The sequence below is a fragment of the Nostoc sp. CALU 1950 genome (assembly GCF_051172895.1).
Lineage (GTDB): Bacteria > Cyanobacteriota > Cyanobacteriia > Cyanobacteriales > Nostocaceae > Nostoc > Nostoc edaphicum_A.
In genome coordinates this window covers 1-17,320 of sequence record NZ_JBDNJQ010000037.1, presented here as the reverse complement: position 1 = coordinate 17,320, position 17,320 = coordinate 1, and the positions used below count along the sequence as shown (strand labels likewise).

Annotated in this window: 26 protein-coding genes; 19 read left to right on the top strand and 7 right to left on the bottom strand. The window is 41.9% G+C overall.

The window, feature by feature from the left end; genetic code table 11:
* The first annotated feature begins 66 nt into the window (after nt 1-66).
* The 12 genes from ABF638_RS12835 (at nt 67) to ABF638_RS12780 (ending at nt 6,513) form a co-directional block, all read left to right on the top strand.
* Nucleotides 67-336 carry a hypothetical protein gene (locus ABF638_RS12835; RefSeq protein WP_435023072.1) on the top strand — a complete coding sequence of 90 codons (270 nt, stop codon included), beginning with the start codon at nt 67-69 and terminating at the stop codon, nt 334-336.
* 156 nt (nt 337-492) lie between these two features.
* Complete coding sequence (locus ABF638_RS12830) at nt 493-1,566, top strand: hypothetical protein (protein ID WP_435023071.1); 1,074 nt, start codon at nt 493-495, stop codon at nt 1,564-1,566.
* 111 nt (nt 1,567-1,677) lie between these two features.
* Complete coding sequence (locus ABF638_RS12825; protein WP_435023070.1) at nt 1,678-2,127, top strand: DUF1257 domain-containing protein; 450 nt, start codon at nt 1,678-1,680, stop codon at nt 2,125-2,127.
* A gap of 2 nt (nt 2,128-2,129) precedes the next feature.
* A complete protein-coding gene (locus ABF638_RS12820) occupies nt 2,130-2,342 on the top strand; it encodes a DUF2997 domain-containing protein (RefSeq protein WP_190938217.1) in 213 nt (70 codons plus the stop codon).
* 91 nt (nt 2,343-2,433) lie between these two features.
* Nucleotides 2,434-4,053 (top strand): AAA family ATPase, encoded by a 1,620-nt coding sequence (locus tag ABF638_RS12815; RefSeq protein WP_435023069.1) that lies wholly within the window; start codon nt 2,434-2,436, stop codon nt 4,051-4,053.
* A 162-nt stretch (nt 4,054-4,215) separates the two neighbouring features.
* Nucleotides 4,216-4,761, top strand: coding sequence for a WGR domain-containing protein (locus ABF638_RS12810; RefSeq protein ID WP_435023068.1), 546 nt, complete (start codon nt 4,216-4,218; stop codon nt 4,759-4,761).
* 71 nt (nt 4,762-4,832) lie between these two features.
* Complete coding sequence (locus tag ABF638_RS12805; RefSeq protein WP_194144377.1) at nt 4,833-5,102, top strand: hypothetical protein; 270 nt, start codon at nt 4,833-4,835, stop codon at nt 5,100-5,102.
* A 114-nt stretch (nt 5,103-5,216) separates the two neighbouring features.
* Entirely contained in the window at nt 5,217-5,414 is a 198-nt protein-coding gene (locus ABF638_RS12800) for a hypothetical protein (protein WP_435023067.1), read from the top strand.
* Nucleotides 5,411-5,752 carry a hypothetical protein gene (locus ABF638_RS12795; RefSeq protein WP_435023066.1) on the top strand — a complete coding sequence of 114 codons (342 nt, stop codon included), beginning with the start codon at nt 5,411-5,413 and terminating at the stop codon, nt 5,750-5,752. Before ABF638_RS12800 ends, ABF638_RS12795 begins: the two co-directional genes overlap by 4 nt.
* 14 nt (nt 5,753-5,766) lie before the next feature.
* A complete protein-coding gene (locus tag ABF638_RS12790; protein WP_435023065.1) occupies nt 5,767-5,979 on the top strand; it encodes a hypothetical protein in 213 nt (70 codons plus the stop codon).
* Between the two features lie 9 nt (nt 5,980-5,988).
* Nucleotides 5,989-6,201, top strand: coding sequence for a hypothetical protein (locus ABF638_RS12785; protein ID WP_375511442.1), 213 nt, complete (start codon nt 5,989-5,991; stop codon nt 6,199-6,201).
* A gap of 33 nt (nt 6,202-6,234) precedes the next feature.
* The gene (locus ABF638_RS12780; RefSeq protein WP_435023064.1) at nt 6,235-6,513 is read left to right on the top strand and encodes a hypothetical protein; all 279 of its coding nucleotides are present in this window, start codon (nt 6,235-6,237) and stop codon (nt 6,511-6,513) included.
* Here the strand turns inward: ABF638_RS12780 and ABF638_RS12775 are convergent.
* Nucleotides 6,498-6,659, bottom strand: a complete 162-nt coding sequence (locus ABF638_RS12775; RefSeq protein ID WP_435023063.1) for a hypothetical protein — start codon at nt 6,657-6,659, stop codon at nt 6,498-6,500. The genes ABF638_RS12780 and ABF638_RS12775 overlap by 16 nt on opposite strands.
* Here ABF638_RS12775 and ABF638_RS12770 point away from each other — a divergent pair.
* From ABF638_RS12770 to ABF638_RS12745, 6 genes are all read left to right on the top strand, one after another.
* Nucleotides 6,648-6,893: a hypothetical protein gene (locus ABF638_RS12770; protein WP_163938182.1), complete on the top strand. Its 246-nt coding sequence runs from the start codon at nt 6,648-6,650 to the stop codon at nt 6,891-6,893. The two genes, ABF638_RS12775 and ABF638_RS12770, sit on opposite strands and share 12 nt — an antisense overlap.
* A gap of 247 nt (nt 6,894-7,140) precedes the next feature.
* Nucleotides 7,141-7,560: a hypothetical protein gene (locus ABF638_RS12765; protein ID WP_435023062.1), complete on the top strand. Its 420-nt coding sequence runs from the start codon at nt 7,141-7,143 to the stop codon at nt 7,558-7,560.
* On the top strand, nt 7,550-8,260 hold the full coding sequence (locus ABF638_RS12760) for a hypothetical protein (protein WP_435023061.1): 711 nt from the start codon (nt 7,550-7,552) through the stop codon (nt 8,258-8,260). The genes ABF638_RS12765 and ABF638_RS12760 overlap by 11 nt, the downstream gene beginning before the upstream one ends.
* Nucleotides 8,261-8,399: 139 nt before the next feature.
* Entirely contained in the window at nt 8,400-8,810 is a 411-nt protein-coding gene (locus ABF638_RS12755; protein ID WP_190971568.1) for a hypothetical protein, read from the top strand.
* Between the two features lie 3 nt (nt 8,811-8,813).
* Nucleotides 8,814-9,530, top strand: coding sequence for a hypothetical protein (locus tag ABF638_RS12750; protein ID WP_335091274.1), 717 nt, complete (start codon nt 8,814-8,816; stop codon nt 9,528-9,530).
* Between the two features lie 11 nt (nt 9,531-9,541).
* Nucleotides 9,542-11,362 carry a hypothetical protein gene (locus ABF638_RS12745; protein ID WP_435023060.1) on the top strand — a complete coding sequence of 607 codons (1,821 nt, stop codon included), beginning with the start codon at nt 9,542-9,544 and terminating at the stop codon, nt 11,360-11,362.
* Nucleotides 11,363-11,430: 68 nt separating this feature from the next.
* On the opposite strand, the gene ABF638_RS12740 is transcribed toward ABF638_RS12745, so the two are convergent.
* On the bottom strand, nt 11,431-11,628 hold the full coding sequence (locus ABF638_RS12740) for a hypothetical protein (RefSeq protein WP_435023059.1): 198 nt from the start codon (nt 11,626-11,628) through the stop codon (nt 11,431-11,433).
* 140 nt (nt 11,629-11,768) lie between these two features.
* Here ABF638_RS12740 and ABF638_RS12735 point away from each other — a divergent pair, with 140 nt between their 5' ends.
* Nucleotides 11,769-12,347 carry a hypothetical protein gene (locus ABF638_RS12735; RefSeq protein WP_435023058.1) on the top strand — a complete coding sequence of 193 codons (579 nt, stop codon included), beginning with the start codon at nt 11,769-11,771 and terminating at the stop codon, nt 12,345-12,347.
* A gap of 353 nt (nt 12,348-12,700) precedes the next feature.
* Here the strand turns inward: ABF638_RS12735 and ABF638_RS12730 are convergent, their stop codons facing one another.
* The 5 genes from ABF638_RS12730 to ABF638_RS12710 all read right to left on the bottom strand — a co-directional run bounded on the left by ABF638_RS12730 (nt 12,701) and on the right by ABF638_RS12710 (nt 17,248).
* Nucleotides 12,701-13,651, bottom strand: coding sequence for an RpoD/SigA family RNA polymerase sigma factor (locus ABF638_RS12730; protein ID WP_094344145.1), 951 nt, complete (start codon nt 13,649-13,651; stop codon nt 12,701-12,703).
* Nucleotides 13,652-13,990: 339 nt separating this feature from the next.
* Nucleotides 13,991-15,256 (bottom strand): AIPR family protein, encoded by a 1,266-nt coding sequence (locus ABF638_RS12725; RefSeq protein WP_435023057.1) that lies wholly within the window; start codon nt 15,254-15,256, stop codon nt 13,991-13,993.
* Nucleotides 15,257-15,445: 189 nt separating this feature from the next.
* The gene (locus ABF638_RS12720) at nt 15,446-16,249 is read right to left on the bottom strand and encodes a radical SAM protein (protein WP_435023094.1); all 804 of its coding nucleotides are present in this window, start codon (nt 16,247-16,249) and stop codon (nt 15,446-15,448) included.
* Nucleotides 16,250-16,289: 40 nt separating this feature from the next.
* On the bottom strand, nt 16,290-16,685 hold the full coding sequence (locus ABF638_RS12715) for a hypothetical protein (protein WP_435023056.1): 396 nt from the start codon (nt 16,683-16,685) through the stop codon (nt 16,290-16,292).
* Nucleotides 16,686-16,711: 26 nt separating this feature from the next.
* The gene (locus tag ABF638_RS12710) at nt 16,712-17,248 is read right to left on the bottom strand and encodes a DUF3122 domain-containing protein (protein ID WP_435023055.1); all 537 of its coding nucleotides are present in this window, start codon (nt 17,246-17,248) and stop codon (nt 16,712-16,714) included.
* Between the last annotated feature and the right edge of the window lie 72 nt (nt 17,249-17,320).

Genomic DNA, 17,320 nt, shown 5'->3' with positions numbered 1-17,320 from the left:
GTTTGACTGGAGAGAAAAATCGATTCCACAAAAGATTATCGCACACTCTACTTCAATACTAATCAGATGGAAAGAAATTTGATTAAAGTGTATGACGCGACACTATTAAGCTCATCAAAAGTTTACCAAATTAATGGTACACATTGTCGATATTTGGGCGATGAAGGTACTATCCAACATCCACAGTATTTATTTGTACCTCTGCCAAATCAAAGAAAAAAAGCCAGCTTTCGACTAAATCGAAACAAACTTATGACTCGGTGTTATGAAGTCGAAGGCATGGTTTATCAAAAGCCTGTGGTACAGGATAATTCACAGCAACTTCAGCTATTTTAAGCCATGTCCATACATAAACCACCAGTCATCAAAAGACCTGTTCGACTACAAAAAAGCTCTAAAAAAGTAATCTATAGAGCTACTAAAGACATTCAAATAGTCACAAAGAAAGCTTCGCTTAATCGAGAGTGAAAATAGTGATTGAGGTAAATAATCATGGTACAAGTAATCGACAACCCTATTGCTGCAAATTTCCTAACTGATGCAGTAGTCGAACGCCACAATTTCTCGCAATTAAATAAAACTCGCATCCGCTTTCGTATTCAACTAAAGAAAAGTACAAAATCTGCCGCGCCTAAATGGGCCGATGTACTAAAATCTGAGGTTTCTGAAATTGAATCAGACCTTGTGAAAGTTACAAATTCCGAAGTCGGTTTGCGGGGTATCAAAGTATTTAAGAAGCTCGATGAAGCTGCCGCCCAATTAAGGCAAGAAATTGCTTCGGTTCAAGAGTGGATGTCTGCTGATACTGGTGATTGGGTTTGTCCGATTGATTTAGCTCCACTTGTGTGGAATCAGTTAATCAATATTAGAGATAATATCGCCCCTGGTTTACGCAATCAATTAAAAGCTGATTACGAAGCGGGACTTCTTGATTATCAAGAGCGGATTGATCAGTTCCTCTCACTTAACACCTGGGAATTAGCACAGGATAAGCAAGAGTCAGTCAAAGCCAACTTGCTAAGAGCATTTCCGACTCTGATCGATCTCGAAGACTATTTGCAAGTCGTCATTGGTCGCCCGGTGATTATCCCGGCATTGTCCGAACAACTGAACCAGCAACAAGCCGAATGTCTAGACCAGATTACCAAGTTCATCCAACAGTATGACCAAAATCTGGAGCAAAGGCTACGGGAATCAGCCTTGGCAGGTGGTGAACAACTTGCCGCCCAATTGCTTGAAGAATTAAGCGACTGGGAGCCAGGACGCAAGCCAATCCAGTTTAAAAAGAAGATGCAACGCCATCTGATGAAGGTTCAGGTACTACTAGCGAATGCTGACCCGGAGGCTGGCAGTAGCTTGGAGGCGATGATGGCGCACTTAGATTCTATCGTTAACGATCCAGCGATTGAGTCCAAGAATCTCGGTTCTGATACGCGCAGTCAATTGCAGCAAAAGATGCAAGAGATTCGCGCCAAGTTGTTAGATGAACAACGCAATCTACAATCACTTGCGACTGACGACGTGGGCTTATCGAAAGCTACCGTGATGTCGTTTAAGTTCCGGTAAAAAACAGTCTTGGGCGGGTGCATTCGCCCAAGACTAAGTACCTTAAACGAAAAATGGATATACACCTCACAAAGAATACCGCACTTCTACCACTACAGGAACAAGATTCTCATGTCACACTTCTCAACCGTTAAAACCAAGCTTACCAACCGTGAATGTCTGGTACAAGCTTTGCAAGATTTGAAGCTCAATCCGCAAGTACATGAAACAGCACAATCACTAAAAGGATACTACGGTGGCTCTCAAGGACAAAGTGCTGAAATTATAGTTTCTGGTCGTACCATAAAAGCCCGTGCAGATATCGGATTTAAATGGAATCAGTCAAGCGGCGTGTACGAGGTAATACACGACAGCTACGAGACAGTTCCGAAGTTGGGCAAAGACTTTTTCAGTAATAAACTAATGCTGGCTTATGGTAAGCATTTAGTTCGTGTCAAAGCTGCCGAGTTGCAAGAAAAATTTGGTGAATGTGCGATCGCTGAATCAACTAATGGAAATGTGCAAACCCTACGCCTAACTTTTGCCGGACATCAGGAAGTTCAACAGTACGTGAGGAGATAAATATGGAACGTTCAATACTGATTCATTTCGACAATGCTACAGGTGAAGTTCGAGTGGAGGCTGAAGGCTTTGAGGGCTTGAGTTGTTTATCAGCTACGCAACCGTTTGAATCCGCTTTGGGAGTTGTGAGCGAGAGCGATCGCACATTTAAAAATGAAGCTCAAACCCAACAACTTCGGACTACCCTAAGCAGTCAAACACGGTTGCACCAGTAATCAGTCATCAGTTACCAGTCTTAACTCGGCTGGTAACTGCTGATCATAAAGGCTTCGCCATTTCACAAATGAAGTAATTGAAATAATTGACATGAACCTCTCAAATCTGCTCTCCACGCTCGATTCCCAAATCCCGATCGCCGCAGTTGATGTCCTGTCCCCCGATGAGGCAACTATCATTCAGTGGTTGACTACCGAAGCTAAAGAAAAACTCAACAGTCCAGTTTTCTTTTGGAACTTGGGAGTATCCAGCCTGGAGCAATGCCTGATTGCACCGGATGGTGGGCTGGTGTTTAAGTCAGTGCCAGAGTACAAAAGACCTGCTCATACAGATCCGTTGCTGTTCGTATTCGACTATATCAATAACTTTGATGGCGTTGGCGTGTTTATTCTGGGGGACATACACCCATTTCTTGGCAAGAATTCCCCACAGATGAGTTGGGAAATCTTGACCAGAGTGAAAAACCTTTACCACCGACTCAAACCTACAGAAAAACGGATCGTGCTGCTGGGTCAAAACATCGAACTACACGATTCTTTGTTAAGGCTCATCCCCTACTGTGAAGTGCCACTACCGAACATTGGCCAAATTCAAGACCACTTCGAGTCATATCTGGTTTTTCTTGAAGAATCTGCTACTGAGCAGGATGTCACATTTCAAGTGTCCCTGAGTTATGAAGAAAAAGAAACCTTTGCACGGGCAGCGCTGGGACTGACGCTAGAGGAAGTCAGCGATTTCTTGCGGCTAACCGTCAAAGAGCGTTTGAGCAACGCTGGCATTTTGATTGATGCCACAGTTACGCCTCTAATAGTCGAGTACAAAACTCGGCTGCTGGCTCAGATGGGAATTGAGTTGGGCAAACCTGCTACAATCCCCTTTGGCGGACTTGATTTACTGCGCGAATGGCTGACTCGTCGGCGACGACTGTTCACTCAAGAAGCACGTAAGCTGCATCTGCCGCAACCCAAAGGCGTATTGTTGGCGGGGCCTCCCGGAACAGGTAAGTCGATTTGCGCCAAAAACATTGCAACCATACTCAATTTACCACTACTCCAACTTGATATTGCGTCCCTCCTTGGTTCTCTAGTTGGTGAATCTGAAGGTAATGTTCGCCGTGCCTTGAAAACAGCCGAAGTGATTGCACCCTGCGTTTTATGGATAGACGAAATAGAAAAAGCTTTGTCTGGTAGCGGCGACACAACGGGTGTTTCCCAGCGTATTTTGGGAAATCTGCTCACATTTATGAGTGAGTGTACGGCTGGCGTGTTTGTTGTAGCTACCTGCAACGACCCGTCAGCACTACCAAGTGAACTCAAGAGGAAGGGACGCTTTGATGAAAATTTTTTCGTCGATCTACCAACCGAACCGGAGCGCTGTCAAATCCTCAAGATTCATCTGGAGCGATTTGGCATTGTAGTGGAATCTGAATATCTGGAAGCGATCGCCGCAAACACCGCGAAGTTTTCAGGCGCAGAATTAGAAACTCTAGCAGCAGAAGCGGCACTGCTGGCATTTGATGAGGGACGACCGCAGCAGGTAACGCTAGGGGATCTGATGCAATGCTGCGAGAATATCACACCTTTGGCTATTCAGGATGCTGCATCTGTAGAGCGAATGCAATCTTGGGCTGGCTCGGCAAGGGCTGCCTCTAGTCCAATCACTCAACAGCCTGTGGGTTTGCGGACTCCACGATTCAGGAACATGAATTGATAATATTGGCGAAGCACTCTTGAACATAACAGGAGTGCTTCGCATTGCTCAAAGGAAAGAATTGCTAGGCTAATTACCCGATTGTTAACAATTGAATAACTCATTACGGGTGAATATCCATTTTTCAGATATTCATCTGTTCACTATTCAAAGATTAAAACTATGGAAACATATCTTGTTTTTGTTGACGCTGTTAACAACAGCAACAAGTTCTGGAGCGCAAAAGCTGAAGGCAGCAACTTAATAGTCCAATGGGGACGTGTTGGTTATCAGGCACAAACCAAAGTCCACACATTAGGAAGTTATCAAAGAGCGGTTGCTAAATTTTACAATCTGGTAGCCGAAAAAAAATCTAAGGGATACAGAGAAAGTCAGCCACAAATGGATGGCGAACGCAGTATTTCAGATATCAGACGAGCGATACAACTATTAAATGCTATACGTCAGGCTGTTGCAAACAGGAACTTTAGTGATAGCTACATACTTGCCCTTAACGAGTATCTGAAAATTGTCCCAACACCATTAGGAATGCAGATATATCCTTACAGGGTGTACCGAACAGTTGTAGATGTTGACTATCAACAAGAACTGCTCAATTCTTTACTGGTGAATGAACCTGTAGCTGTTCAGTCCAAAGAATTGCCGAAATCTGAACCAGAAACTGTCAGTCTCAAGACTATCAGTAAGAACTTCTGGCGACATTTGTAATTTTATAAGCGTCACTTTCTAAGAGATGCTAAAAAGCTACACTTCATTTTGAAAAATTGTTTGGGTAAATTATGGAAATCAAGACTATTGCTGTAACTTACACACGTAAGTTCAATTTAGGTGACTACGAATCTTTAGAATTAACTTGCTCACTATGGGGACAAATTGACCCAAAAGAAGAAGATGCACAAGGGACGACACAATTTCTATTTCAACAAGCAAAGGATTCTGTTAAGGAAGCTGCAATCCCAGTAATTAAAGCTTCTAATCATCAAATGAATAAAGCCAAAGCGTACAAGCACTCTGCAACAAATCAATTTGACGATCTTGATAATTTCTAATAACTGAAATTCACCTTTTAAATTCAAAAACACTTTAGTCAAGCATTAATACTGCTTGGCTATTTTTTTTCACCCAGCGCTTTGACCCCCACAAACCACAACAGGAAAGACACCATGCCTAAAAAAGCTAACCCAGTCCCAAAAGACCATTCCCAGTTATGCCTTCAGTACCTAAGTCGTTGCGGTGGCAGCGCTCGGTTATGCACCATAAATTTTAGTCTTAGTGTGATTCAAACCTTGGTCAATCAAAGAAGGGTAAAGATTACGAATACAGGTGCAGGATTTTTTGTGGAGTTAGACGAAGCAAAATGAAAACCCATAAAGTAACTCATCAATCATCTTTGCCTTCAAACACTCGTAATAAATTAGTTCTTCGTCGGACTCGAAAAAGATTTAACCCCAAAGTATTCATTGACCGCACCATAGAAAGAACTGCAATCGCCTCTCTGCTTTTAACTGGGTTTTTAGGAGTAGGAGCAATGGGGTGTTGGGGGCTGGAGATTATCGAGACTAATAACCCTAACATCATCATCTCTGGGTGGCAGCAGCAAAAAAATATCTGCCTGGGTGCAATGCTGGTAAGTTTTTCCGCCTTCTTAGGCAGTTCTTTAGTCGGAGCAAGCCTCAGTATTCAACGAGATAAATTTTAGGTGAGTTAACGGCAATGAAAGAGTACAAAACCAAACATGGCGGCTACAAAATTGAGACTGCCGAGTTATCAGATGGCGCTGTGGATGTTCATGTGGGAAAAACAGGTCTGTTAAAAACAACTTGGGCATCACCTTCAACTCAAACTTTTGACAATCATACGCAAGCTGTTCGCCATGCCAAAAATGCTATTGATAACAGCGAAATTGATTCAGTTTTTCAACGTTAAAACACACCAATGGAAATTAAGCTAACTACTTCAGAAATTCAAGCCATATTGCAAGGGTGTCAATATACACTGCGGCTTATTAGCAGTAGTCAAGATTATCGCAATATCGAATCCTCCGAATACTTTTCTACATTGAATGACGTGGTTTTAAACGATGCTTTCAATATTTTGGGGGAAGTCTTGGATGCAATCGATGATATGAAGCAGATGACTCAACAGTAAACACAAATAATCTAAATTTAGAAGGGTAAGAAAATGACGTTAACTCTAGAGAATCGCTCTCGAAACAAAGAATCGTCCCTGACGCAAGCATTACGGCAGATACAACAACTAAACTCCAAGATTGCTGTGCTAGAGCAGCAGCATCAAGATTACGTGCATCAGCAACAGAATTTGATTGCTGCGATTGCTGAAATCTGTGTTTCTCCAATCCAGGAAATACAGGCGCTGCGAATTCTGATTTATAGGGGAGAGTGGGAGTGTCGGCGGTACTTGCGTTCGGTGTTGCTTAAACAAAGTCAGGCTTCAAAATGACCATACGGGAAATTATTTGCCCAGTTGATATAAAAGAGCCAAGCATAAATTAAAGCGATCGCCACCGGACAAAGAAGGCGATCGCTTCTGCCAGAAATGGCAGTTACCCCAAAACTTAACTTTTGAGCTAAAGTATGAACGCACAAACTGAAGAAATCAAAGAACTTGACCCATTAGTTTTTTGTGAAATTTGGGGATTAAGTTTTGAAGAGGCATCAGGATATTTAAATATTAGAGCCAGAACAATGACAGCTTATGCCTGCAAAAAATCGTCTAGAACTCATCGTCAACCATCTTCGAGAGTAAAAGCTTTAGCCGCAATACATCATAATAAATGGTTGAAAGAAGGTAAGAGTTTTCGCTCCGAAGGAGCTTGGTAAATATTGCACTGAAAATTTCTAAGTTATCAACTAAGTTATCAACAAAGTTGTCAACAAAGTTGTCAACTTAGTAGCTTGAACCGCTTGGCGCGGTTTTTTATTATAAAAGAGCAAGGTCAATAGACAGTCAATAGACGCTGATTATTGATATCAATATGGACATCCATATTGATATCCATATTGACACTTAGATGCTACGGATATTGACTATCTTTTTGAGGCTATTGATACGGATTTGACTAAGTTCATGGAATCAGGATGGAGAAAACAACTTTTTAATCAAAAACAAAGCCAATCAGGGGTAAATCCCTTAGTTTTACCAATGTCAAAAGCGAAAGCGGTAAAAATTTTAGGTATTTGTCCCCGGACATTGGAACGATGGGCAAAAGTCGCTTCTTTGATTCCAGAGTATAGATTAATACTTTTAAGGATGCAGGCATTAGCCCAAGAGAAAAATCTCCGTGCTGCACCGATCACATCTTATCAAGTGTGGGTGATAGCAAAGATTGGTGAATTGTTTGGAGATATCACTCAAGGGATTGACAAAAAGGCTCTTGTCGAAGCAATTGTTGAAGCAAATAAAGTCGAGTACACCCGTGCCCAGTTTGAACAAGAGCAATTAGGATTTACATCACACAGTTTAGGAGAAACACATCATGTCGGATAGCATATTTACTCGTGCAGAATTATTTGAATTATTGAGTGCTAACTACAAGCCAGAGCAAATCATTGCTGGGTTAGAACAACTGGCTCAGTCAGATCCAGCTGTTGATCCAAACGCCCAAGAATTTCCTGTGGATATTAGCGATCGCTTGGAAAAGTTGTTCAGTTTAGCACAAACAACCCTCGACAAGTCGAAGCTGTTAGAAGGTGAGAGCAATTTGGCAAATATACAGACTCAAGCCATAGAAAGTGTGAGTGAACAATTACATCTTGCTGGAGTCAGCCGGGAAACGTTTAAAGCATTCTTGGACATTGTGGCAGGTAAAACTGTTGCTCAAGCGCTGGCAGTTCATGAGTTTGAGCAAGAATTGTTCGATGAAATCACCAGTGAACTTGATGCTCGTTCATTACAGCGACGGACAGAGCAAGGTTTTGATGAAATAGCGTTTATTTATCAGTTGGCCAAGAATCCCGAAATCAGGCAACAAATTACCCAAGAGTACGGGTTAAAGACTGGGGATGAAATTAAGCAACAAGTTCAAACCCTCACTACTGCTGCAACTGTTGGTTTTGACCCGAAAGCATTTTTAGACGAATTAGGAGTGCCGACATCAGAAAAAAAGTCGAAACGACCTGCGACAATTCAGGATCTGAAAAATTTGACACGCTCTTTGTTGAGCGAGAAATTCCAATCTCCAGCTTAAAATGGCGCAAGTTCTTCGAGCAGAATCTTTTTGGATTCTCAATTATTTTTTTTCTAATTTGTATTGGGCTATCTGTTTATATTCGTGTTGCTAATGCACCGCCACCCCAGACAACACAAAGTATCGACGGGCTTCAACAATGAAATATCAGAAGCAAGCGATGTTGGGATTATTGGGCATGGGGTTAATTGCAAGTCCTTGGTTATCGCAACTGCCAGCCCAATTCAAAACTTACAACAGTGGCATTACGATTCGTGAGTCTGAAGAACTAGAACGCATTAAAGCCGAGCAAAGGGCAGCGACCGCCGACAAAATTAACTCTCTTGGAGTTACGCCCTCATTCAGTAAATTACGAATCAGGAACTATCTAGACTCCAAAAAACGTAACCCTAGACCTGACACTACAGGTTATTTAGAAGATGAGACAGTTTTTGTGTATGACTCAACGGGTTTTTGTATTGGGCGAATTGAACAGAGGCAATGGAAATGGAAATATCGATTCAAAAATGCTTGTAAGAATTCGCCGATATTTAAAGATTCATCCAATTGATTTATGAAATATCTCACTCCAAACAAATCTAATTCCCAACCAAAACCAGAATCATCACCACAAAAAGAGCCGAAAAAAGGAGGGAGTGACTACTTAGAATTATTAGCTCGGTGGATTGTGGCATTAATCTCACTGCCAGTCATCTTTATCTCACATATCATTGCCCAATTTGTTACCCCAGGCACACCCGGATACAAGCTTGTTGGTGCAATTGGTTTCTGGATTGGCACACTCCTTTCTACTGATAGCATCTGGCAGGTTTTATTTCAGGGAAAACCGATTTTTCCCTGGTTTGAAACAGAATGGATTGGTTGGTTTGGTTGGTTACAACTCCTATTTAATCCCTTGTTTTGGATTAGCTTCGGTATCTCTGCACTTGTCCAAGTGATGGAAGCTCGGACATTGCGTGGTAAAGACCCACAACAGGCCAAGAACGAGTTTGAGGAATCAAAACAATACACACTCGGCAGTAAACCAAATGGGAATATCGACCTGACAGTGGCATTGTGGGGCGATTACAAAGCTGCTGGCATGAAAGAACGTCATACAGGGGGAGCGATCGCACTATTTTTCTGGGTTTTGGATCTGACTACTACCTTCGTTGGTCGTAATCCCTTCCGCTACACTAATCCAGGTTTAATCCTGGCTTGTTTTGCTTACAATGTAGCCTCAATGATGGCAGGCGAGATTGGTTACAACATTTGGAAAATAACTAAGTAAGAGGAATTCACATGCAGCAACAAATGCCAATGCTAGGAACCAAAGAAACGGCACTTTTACGTGACGATTACCCCAGCATTGAGTATTTGGAAGCTGGGAATACCGCCTCTTGGTTACAAGAGCGTCAAGATCAGTTATTAGTCCGCGCCAAAGATGAGCGTAATGGCATGAATCTGGCGAAGTTTATTACTTTAGCAACGGCGGCGACTGGTGCTGTTTGTTATGCCACTTCTCCACTTGCTCCCATCGGTGCAGTCGTAGCTGGTGTTGGTTATCTATGGTCAATTGTTCAGGACTTAAACGATACTCATCAATTTGCACCGATTCCCTTTATCCGTGGCGACTTCTTTAGTTTCCTTTCGGCAATGGGTGATAGTGCTGCCAGAGACGAATACTTTGCTAACTTCAATGAACTTGCTGATTTAATGCTGCACTTAGAGCCAATGGAGAAATACGAATTCGCCATGCTCAAACAATGTTCTCATGTTGTCTGTGAATACCTGAATGCCGTTGAACCTGGGAAAAGATTTTATGCTTACCGTTGGCTGCTCGATTGGTTTATTCAACTTAAAGGCTATTTCCCTACCCCTGAACAGCTATTCGGTCATTTGGCGCAAGTAAGTGTTGACCCCAGAGTAAACTATCAGCAAGTTACGGCTATTCAAGAAGCAACCAAACCTCAGAATTTAGGTATTCCAGAGGCAAGGTTTGCAAAACTACCAACTCCTGTCCCACAAACAACCCAAACTTCAGCCCAACAGATTCACTCTAATGAAGCTTACCCTTTGTTAAATAGTGAATTCTTGGGAGCAGAAGCCTCTCATCGCTTAACTAATACCGATATCTCCATCTACACCACTAAACCCCAAGTGCAGTATGACCTAATTGGGCATATTGCTAAGAAAGTTACCAATATGCTGTGGGTTGGTGTCCCTGGTTCTGGCAAGGGTATCACCATTAGCAATGCAATCGATGCTATTAAGCGACTGCATCCTGGCATACACATCTTTTATATTGACCCCAAAGGTGACGAGAAAGAAACCGGTTATTTCAAAGGTCGTGTTGATACTTTTAAACGGGCTAAAATCCTAGAAATGTCCCCGGTCGAAGCTGTCAAATGGGTCAAAGAATGCTTTACCGAATTTCAAAATATCTCTGGCTCCAAGCTGATTATTTTAGATGAAGGTACGGCTGTTTGTTCCAAATTTAAAAATACCAAGGGTGAAATTGGCTGGCTCAAAGACAAAATCATCTCTTACTGTTCTTGCGGTGATAGTTCCGGTTGGCATTTCTGGATTGTCGTACAAAACCCTCACACTGATGACTTGGGCATTTCTGGCGGACTGCGATCGCAGTTAACGTCTGTAGCGTTGGTTCATCCTGATAACGTCCCAGCTTACAACGCCATGATTGCCACTCAACTCATCCCCAGCGATCGCAAAATTACCTCAACCCAAGTAATGGAGATTGCTGCACAATCACCAGTTGGTCGAGCAGTTTATTACGGCGGCATCAATGAATGGATACCAATGCCTCTGTTAAAGAATTTCTCTGGTTATGACCGGGATACCAAAAACTTTATTGACTCTGCACCAAGTAATAAGCAAACCTCTCAAGCTGAAACTAAGGAGTCTTGCACACCAACAACCCAAGCTCAACAGATGTTGGCACTTTTGGAAAAAACGAAAGCCAATTCCATTGATGAGTTTATCCAAAGCGAATTGAAATTAGACGGAGTTCCACCAGAACTAATCCGTTTGGGAATTGAAAAATTACTCCAAAATTCACCAATTAAATACAAATTTGACGGCTGCGATAGTAATCAAAACTAAAATTTGTTGAATAACCTATGCAAGACAATATTGAACCTCACACGACTGAAAGTCGCGTGATTCCTGCTTCAATGATCTCTGCCGGAATCACTTACTGTCTGGGGATTACGTCCTGTGTCTGTGCCTACCTTTGTCGCACTTTTTCCTTTACATATCTCGTACAGTGTCATTAAACGCTCGCAGGTACGAGCATGATTTGCTTTTAATGCTTCTTCCCTCAATATTGAGCTACTTTGATTCCAACGATCGGATTCGACTTTGAGCATCCGTGTTTCGTTCTCAGCTACACCCACTTATTTAAACTAATATATCTTCTTGAAAAACTCCAGTTCTCAAGATGGATGAAGTTTATATTTTAAAATAAAGTAAAATTAAACATAATTTATGTCAATATACTGAGGGCTTCATGATTAATAACATTTTCAAACGATTTGCAGTCAGTACAGCTTGTGCTGTACTTAGTTTAGGTGTCATGAAAGCAAACCCAACTTTAGCTGCAACATTTTCAATTTCAGCGCGGGAAGTAGAAACTGATGGTAATTTGACTTTTCTACGTAACTATTTTGGTGCATTTAGTGGAGAAGATTCTGACAATGATTTAATCTTGACACTAGGTGAACTGACAAATTTTACTTTTGAATCGGAACCTTTCTTCTATGGACAAAGAAAATTTGCCTATGAACTCGCTGATCTTGAAAGTTTTACTTATAACTTAAGTAATAATCAACTAGATTTATTTGCAAGCAAGTTCTTTGATTTTTCTTGTGTAGTAGGTTCTGATGTGAGGCTGTATTACAGTTCTAATTCAGGAAGAGGAGGATCAGCAGCTGATTGTGATGGTACAGTTTTAACTTCATGGCAAGTTGCAAAAATTCCTTCCCAACCTCCAGTATCAATTCCCGAGGCTGGGACAACTACTGCATTGATTATCTGGGGTGTGGGTAAACTGTTAAATAAAAGGGCATATCTGACGAAGACACTGTAATTAGCTAGACTGCTTAATTCTGCCTGAAGTATTGATATATATTGTAGGGTGGGTATCTTGCCTGCCCTGATTAATAAGCGTGCAATATATCCACCCCACAAAATTGAGTAATTTATTTGTTGGAATTCCCAGTCCTTTGCCCTCAATTAAGGTGCAAGGGCATAGATATTTAATTGAACCTTTCAAAAATATTGAGCCTCTTGTTCAATCTAACTTTTCACGGTATCTGACAAAATCAGAAGGTGTGGGGTGTAGTAAGACTTTCTGTCTTTCCCTACACCTAAACTTGTAACCCTACCTCCTGACTTCTTTTTTTGCTAATTAGTCCCGAAAATATCATCAATAAGTACTTCTCACGAAACTAAATACTGCTGAATTTCAGTTTTTTGACGACGTAGAACAGTGATTGCTTGCTGCTGAATTTGGCGAACTCGTTCTCTACTGACATTCAATTTCTCTCCAATTTGAGCTAAAGTTAGTTCTTGATCGTTCTCTAAACCAAAACGCAAAATTAATACTTCACGTTGCGTCGGTTTGAGTGATTCTAATAAACTATTAATGTCTTGGCGCAAAAGTTCTTTGGTGATATGTTCGTCTGGAGATATGCCCTCATCTGGTAAAAGTTGGCTAAGTTCTGTGTCTTGGTTATCTCCAATCTTTACATCTAGAGAAATTGGCTGCTTTGAACTGCTGAGAAAATCCCTAATCTGACTTGGTTGTAAGTCTAAAGTTTCAGCAATTTCTACAACACTGGCTGGACGACCCAGTGTCTGAAATAATTCTCGCTGTACCTTCTTGATTTTATTCAGTTGTTCGGTAATATGAATTGGCAAGCGTACAGTACGGGATTTCTCTGCAATTGCCCGTGTGATTGACTGCGTAATCCACCAGTATACGTAGGTGGAAAGCTTATAGCCGCGATTGGGGTCAAATTTTTCTACACCCCTTTGTAAACCTATTGCCCCTTCTTGCAGCAAATCTAGGAATTCCAGATTGCGATTAGTATATTTTTTGGCAATCGAAACCACCAGACGCAAGTTTGCTGTCACCATTTTTTGTTTGGCTCGTTGCCCAAGATTTTGTATTTGAGCTATTTCCAATTCACTTTTGTCAACATCAACAGCTAATTCGACCATTGTTGGCTCCCTAGCTAGTTGTTGGGTGAGTTCATTTTTTCTTTGCTCAATTGCCATGATTTGCTGTACCTGCCTCCCATAAGCAATTTCTTGGTCTGCGGTTAGCATTGGATAACGACCAATCTCTTGCAAATAGATACGAACCATGTCTGGACTCAGGCTGGACATACGACAAAACTTTTTTGATATTTAGACGAACCTAAAAGTATAAATCAAATCACTGAATTAATTTTCCTGATTTCAACAGCTAAAATATCAACCTGAGATTGCAATAGTTGAATTCAATTTAGAACGTAATCATCCATAACGGTATCCAGTGAGCGCTTACTACACCTCCATCCCAAAGTTATACTTATGCCAGTTTTTGTCATTAAATTTAACTTGTTGAGAATTAATTATGGCGTTACTCAAGTTATTTTGAGAGTTCCTGACTTAACTAGAAAAGTTGGGTAGGGTATGGGGACTAATAGTCTTTGCCGTACACCTTATACCCTGTTCGAGAAAAAGCTATTTGGGGGCAGTAGTCGCGTTGAGTTCCCCCCTTTTCCTTTTTTCCCTCTTGTTTGCACCTTGTGTCACCTTCAATTCTTCTTCTTGCTTACTAGAGTTGACCATTTTCACCAAGTGCTGATTTAGATAACTCTGCGCCGAAATGTACAAACTTTCCCAAATCTCTTGATTGCGGCTGATTTTTGTACCGACTGTATTTCCTGCTGTTTTCTCTGACACCAAGTATTTGCGGAAGTAGTTATTCCACAAGTGTTGGAGGAAATCTTCGGCGAATTCGTTAAACGGCAGAATCCATTTATAGTCTTTGTCCAAAAATACCCGATATGATGCGATTATCGGTAGTGCTAAGTCAGTTGGCGCACCAAACCCAAATGAATACTTGCTGTCAGGCAACAATGTAGTTTTACGTATATCTATTGATGCTAGGTCGTTGGAACCCTTTCTTCTGGGATTGCTAATATAGTCTTGGATTATTTCGTAGAGTCTTTGCTCTATCCACAAAGCATGAGTCAAGAGAGGCAGTAATGCGGTTAATCTTTCCCTTTCCGTGTCTGTGATGTTAGATGGAGGACTCATACCTGCTGGGTGTTTGGTTCGTTTATTGCCGTCGGGGTTGTATCTATTTCTATCGAGGCAGTTAATCAACTTCACCAAATGGTTCACATTACATTGAGCATTTCTGGGAGCGCCGCTTTGGTTTTGGTAATAAGCGATGCGGAATTTTCTATCTTCTTTCTGTTCTAACTGGGCTAAGTACTGCTTGATGAATTTGTAATCACCCCTAGCGTTGACTTTGGAGCGAGAATCTACTGGCGTTGTAGTGTTGGAGGCCAAGGCTATATCCTTAGCCTCGTCTTCCGATAGTCCAATGTGGATGGTAACTTTTACTCTGGCTTGACTTAAATTGTAGTTATAATTTTTCGCTTGCTCAAACCCTAATACTGTGTGGCCACCATTGATAATCCCATCACTACCTCCCTCGTTAGCTTCTAAAATCTCCAGTTCTAGTTCAGTTTTGTTTTTGATAGGTTTAGCAATATTAGCTGACAGAACGATTCCACTATGACGAGAGAAGAATTTTTCGGGTTCGGTTGTCAGGGAGTCGAAGACTTGTCTGTAGGTCGCGCTTTTGCGGTTCGGTTCCCTGATGTTTGGCTCTAGCGGTAGGTCTGTCGGGAACGAGTCTACATGAGCAGTGGCGATGATGCAATTGGGATTGGCTTGAAAATAGTTATCTATCTTGATGTTCCAAGTCTTGGGCATACAATATTTGCAAAGGAGGTGGAAATTCTATGTTAACCAAAACCCGTACTCTGATATCGGCTTTCTCTAAATGCTGTGTAGCGTTAGGTCTTGAGCGTTGAAGGAGGTAGGGGCGCGTTGATAGCGCCTTTGAGAATCCGGTTCTGGATTGCTTAAGAATCACCATCCGCCTATTTGCTAAGGGGAGTATCAAGATTGACTAATATGAATTGGATAACGGGTTGGAATCCCTAGTGTGCTTTGGATACGATTGGCAAAACTCTGCAATAGATCAACTGAAACATATTTGAGCGATCGCCTTAAATCAGAATTTTCCAGGAGATGATTACCTCTTGCCTCCAAAAGATGGGTCAATGGTTTGGGACGGGTTGGCGTATTTAGCTGAATTTCATCTGGGCATAACATCTGCATCTGAGAAATGTATGTTTCTTGTTCTCGATCATTCCATTCGGTTAGTAGCATAGTTTGAATCGCTAGTCGTCCGGTATAGATCCGGCGAAATTCTAATATCCCTGCCCAAAGGTGCATCAGGTCGAGATCGGATAGCGATCGGTTGACGAGATGAAACTGTCGAATACTGACAGCATCAAGTTTGACAGCGACCAGATCGGCGATCGCCAATGCTTCTCTAACCGATGCATCGAGAAGCAAACTTCCATTTGTCAATACCGCTATAGTTTTATTGGTAAAGGCTTTAGCAGTGATTAAAATCTCTGCTAAATTTAATGCCAGTGTAGGTTCTCCGCTACCGCTTAACGTCACACAATCGATATCAGATGGCGTAAAGTATTGCAATTCTTGATGAATTTTTTGGGTCGGGACAAAGATCCGTCGATGAAGACTTTGATGCTCAATTTTACCCAGTTGACAATATACACAGTTAAATGAACACGTAGATACTGAACCAATTGGATCAATCCCTAGCGATCGCCCAAATCGCCAAGACTGAACTGGGCCATAAACTGCCTTGAATGGGGTTGATGTGGCAACGATAGAATCTAACTGCTGTTGTGATATCTGATTATTCATGAATTTATACTTTTCCAATGACTGAGAACGATTTGATAAATGGTTTTGCCATCCGAGGATCTTGAATCATGGCAGTGTAATTTCCCACCCGAAATTGCAATTTTCTACTTATGTACGCCATACTCAATCCCATCATGTTCAACCCTTTGGTTTTCCACTGTTGCCAGTGGTCGTGATCGGCACGTAAATCCCAGTTAAGTTTTTCTCCCTCATAGCTTCCAGCAGAAACTACCCATCCTTCTTGAACGACAAGAACGCCCATCGAGTTTGGATCGTCCACAAAACCATAAGCGATCGCGGAATTAAAATGAATGTTGGCAAGGGCATCGGCTAGCTCAGGTTCTGCGTTCCATTGTTTACCAAAAGCCTGCATCCATTCGGCTGAAAATAAGTCTGCCATTGTTTTCTCTAACTCAATTTGAAACATTATTCGTAACTGGAAACGGTTTGCCATTCCTGAACTAAGGATGTTGGAACAGATAGTCTAATGGCTTCACTCTTGAGAATTGGCAATGTTAACGTTAGGGGAATTTCCGCCTGTAACTGTGGTAGCGTCGGCTGAAGGTTGTATTGCCCGACATTGGGTTCAGCTTTGGCGGCTTCGGTAAAGATGTTGCTAGAAACATCAGTTGCGGTTAGGGTTTTGCCCAATGAGTTGGTTAAAATCAGGGGTTGGGAGCGATCTATTTCAACCCCTCCGGGAAATCCCACCAATCGCAACTCAAAACTGGTTTGCCCATTGGAACGAATACGTTTGAACGCTACAGCCTGCCAACCATTGCCATGCTGATCTTTGAGCGTTTGGCGAGACTGATAGACCATTTGCCCCGGTGCTTCTTCTAGTTGTCGGATGGCTGCTGCTGCACTGGGAAGATTCAGCACTCCCAAACCCAGGAGAACACCTAATACGAGTGTCCCCAACAACAGCAACCCGGAAAAAATTTTGCGGATACGACATCCCATAATGGTTCCTCTCTAATTAGGGCTTGCTGAAAAAGTGATGAAAAGCCAGAGAAGGATTAATTAGTTACTGAA

Excerpts from the sequence above, each read along its gene's own strand:
- ABF638_RS12745 (WP_435023060.1), top strand. The coding sequence starts at position 9,542 with ATGCAGCAACAAATGCCAATGCTAGGAACCAAAGAAACGGCACTTTTA.
- ABF638_RS12770 (WP_163938182.1), top strand. The coding sequence starts at position 6,648 with ATGAACGCACAAACTGAAGAAATCAAAGAACTTGACCCATTAGTTTTT.
- ABF638_RS12725 (WP_435023057.1), bottom strand. The coding sequence starts at position 15,256 with ATGCCCAAGACTTGGAACATCAAGATAGATAACTATTTTCAAGCCAAT.
- ABF638_RS12815 (WP_435023069.1), top strand. The coding sequence starts at position 2,434 with ATGAACCTCTCAAATCTGCTCTCCACGCTCGATTCCCAAATCCCGATC.
- ABF638_RS12760 (WP_435023061.1), top strand. The coding sequence starts at position 7,550 with ATGTCGGATAGCATATTTACTCGTGCAGAATTATTTGAATTATTGAGT.
- ABF638_RS12710 (WP_435023055.1), bottom strand. The coding sequence starts at position 17,248 with ATGGGATGTCGTATCCGCAAAATTTTTTCCGGGTTGCTGTTGTTGGGG.
- ABF638_RS12835 (WP_435023072.1), top strand. The coding sequence starts at position 67 with ATGGAAAGAAATTTGATTAAAGTGTATGACGCGACACTATTAAGCTCA.
- ABF638_RS12790 (WP_435023065.1), top strand. The coding sequence starts at position 5,767 with ATGAAAGAGTACAAAACCAAACATGGCGGCTACAAAATTGAGACTGCC.
- ABF638_RS12750 (WP_335091274.1), top strand. The coding sequence starts at position 8,814 with ATGAAATATCTCACTCCAAACAAATCTAATTCCCAACCAAAACCAGAA.
- ABF638_RS12740 (WP_435023059.1), bottom strand. The coding sequence starts at position 11,628 with ATGCTCAAAGTCGAATCCGATCGTTGGAATCAAAGTAGCTCAATATTG.
- ABF638_RS12765 (WP_435023062.1), top strand. The coding sequence starts at position 7,141 with ATGGAATCAGGATGGAGAAAACAACTTTTTAATCAAAAACAAAGCCAA.
- ABF638_RS12735 (WP_435023058.1), top strand. The coding sequence starts at position 11,769 with ATGATTAATAACATTTTCAAACGATTTGCAGTCAGTACAGCTTGTGCT.
- ABF638_RS12730 (WP_094344145.1), bottom strand. The coding sequence starts at position 13,651 with ATGTCCAGCCTGAGTCCAGACATGGTTCGTATCTATTTGCAAGAGATT.
- ABF638_RS12785 (WP_375511442.1), top strand. The coding sequence starts at position 5,989 with ATGGAAATTAAGCTAACTACTTCAGAAATTCAAGCCATATTGCAAGGG.
- ABF638_RS12810 (WP_435023068.1), top strand. The coding sequence starts at position 4,216 with ATGGAAACATATCTTGTTTTTGTTGACGCTGTTAACAACAGCAACAAG.
- ABF638_RS12825 (WP_435023070.1), top strand. The coding sequence starts at position 1,678 with ATGTCACACTTCTCAACCGTTAAAACCAAGCTTACCAACCGTGAATGT.
- ABF638_RS12755 (WP_190971568.1), top strand. The coding sequence starts at position 8,400 with ATGAAATATCAGAAGCAAGCGATGTTGGGATTATTGGGCATGGGGTTA.
- ABF638_RS12820 (WP_190938217.1), top strand. The coding sequence starts at position 2,130 with ATGGAACGTTCAATACTGATTCATTTCGACAATGCTACAGGTGAAGTT.
- ABF638_RS12830 (WP_435023071.1), top strand. The coding sequence starts at position 493 with ATGGTACAAGTAATCGACAACCCTATTGCTGCAAATTTCCTAACTGAT.
- ABF638_RS12795 (WP_435023066.1), top strand. The coding sequence starts at position 5,411 with ATGAAAACCCATAAAGTAACTCATCAATCATCTTTGCCTTCAAACACT.
- ABF638_RS12780 (WP_435023064.1), top strand. The coding sequence starts at position 6,235 with ATGACGTTAACTCTAGAGAATCGCTCTCGAAACAAAGAATCGTCCCTG.
- ABF638_RS12715 (WP_435023056.1), bottom strand. The coding sequence starts at position 16,685 with ATGGCAGACTTATTTTCAGCCGAATGGATGCAGGCTTTTGGTAAACAA.
- ABF638_RS12800 (WP_435023067.1), top strand. The coding sequence starts at position 5,217 with ATGCCTAAAAAAGCTAACCCAGTCCCAAAAGACCATTCCCAGTTATGC.
- ABF638_RS12805 (WP_194144377.1), top strand. The coding sequence starts at position 4,833 with ATGGAAATCAAGACTATTGCTGTAACTTACACACGTAAGTTCAATTTA.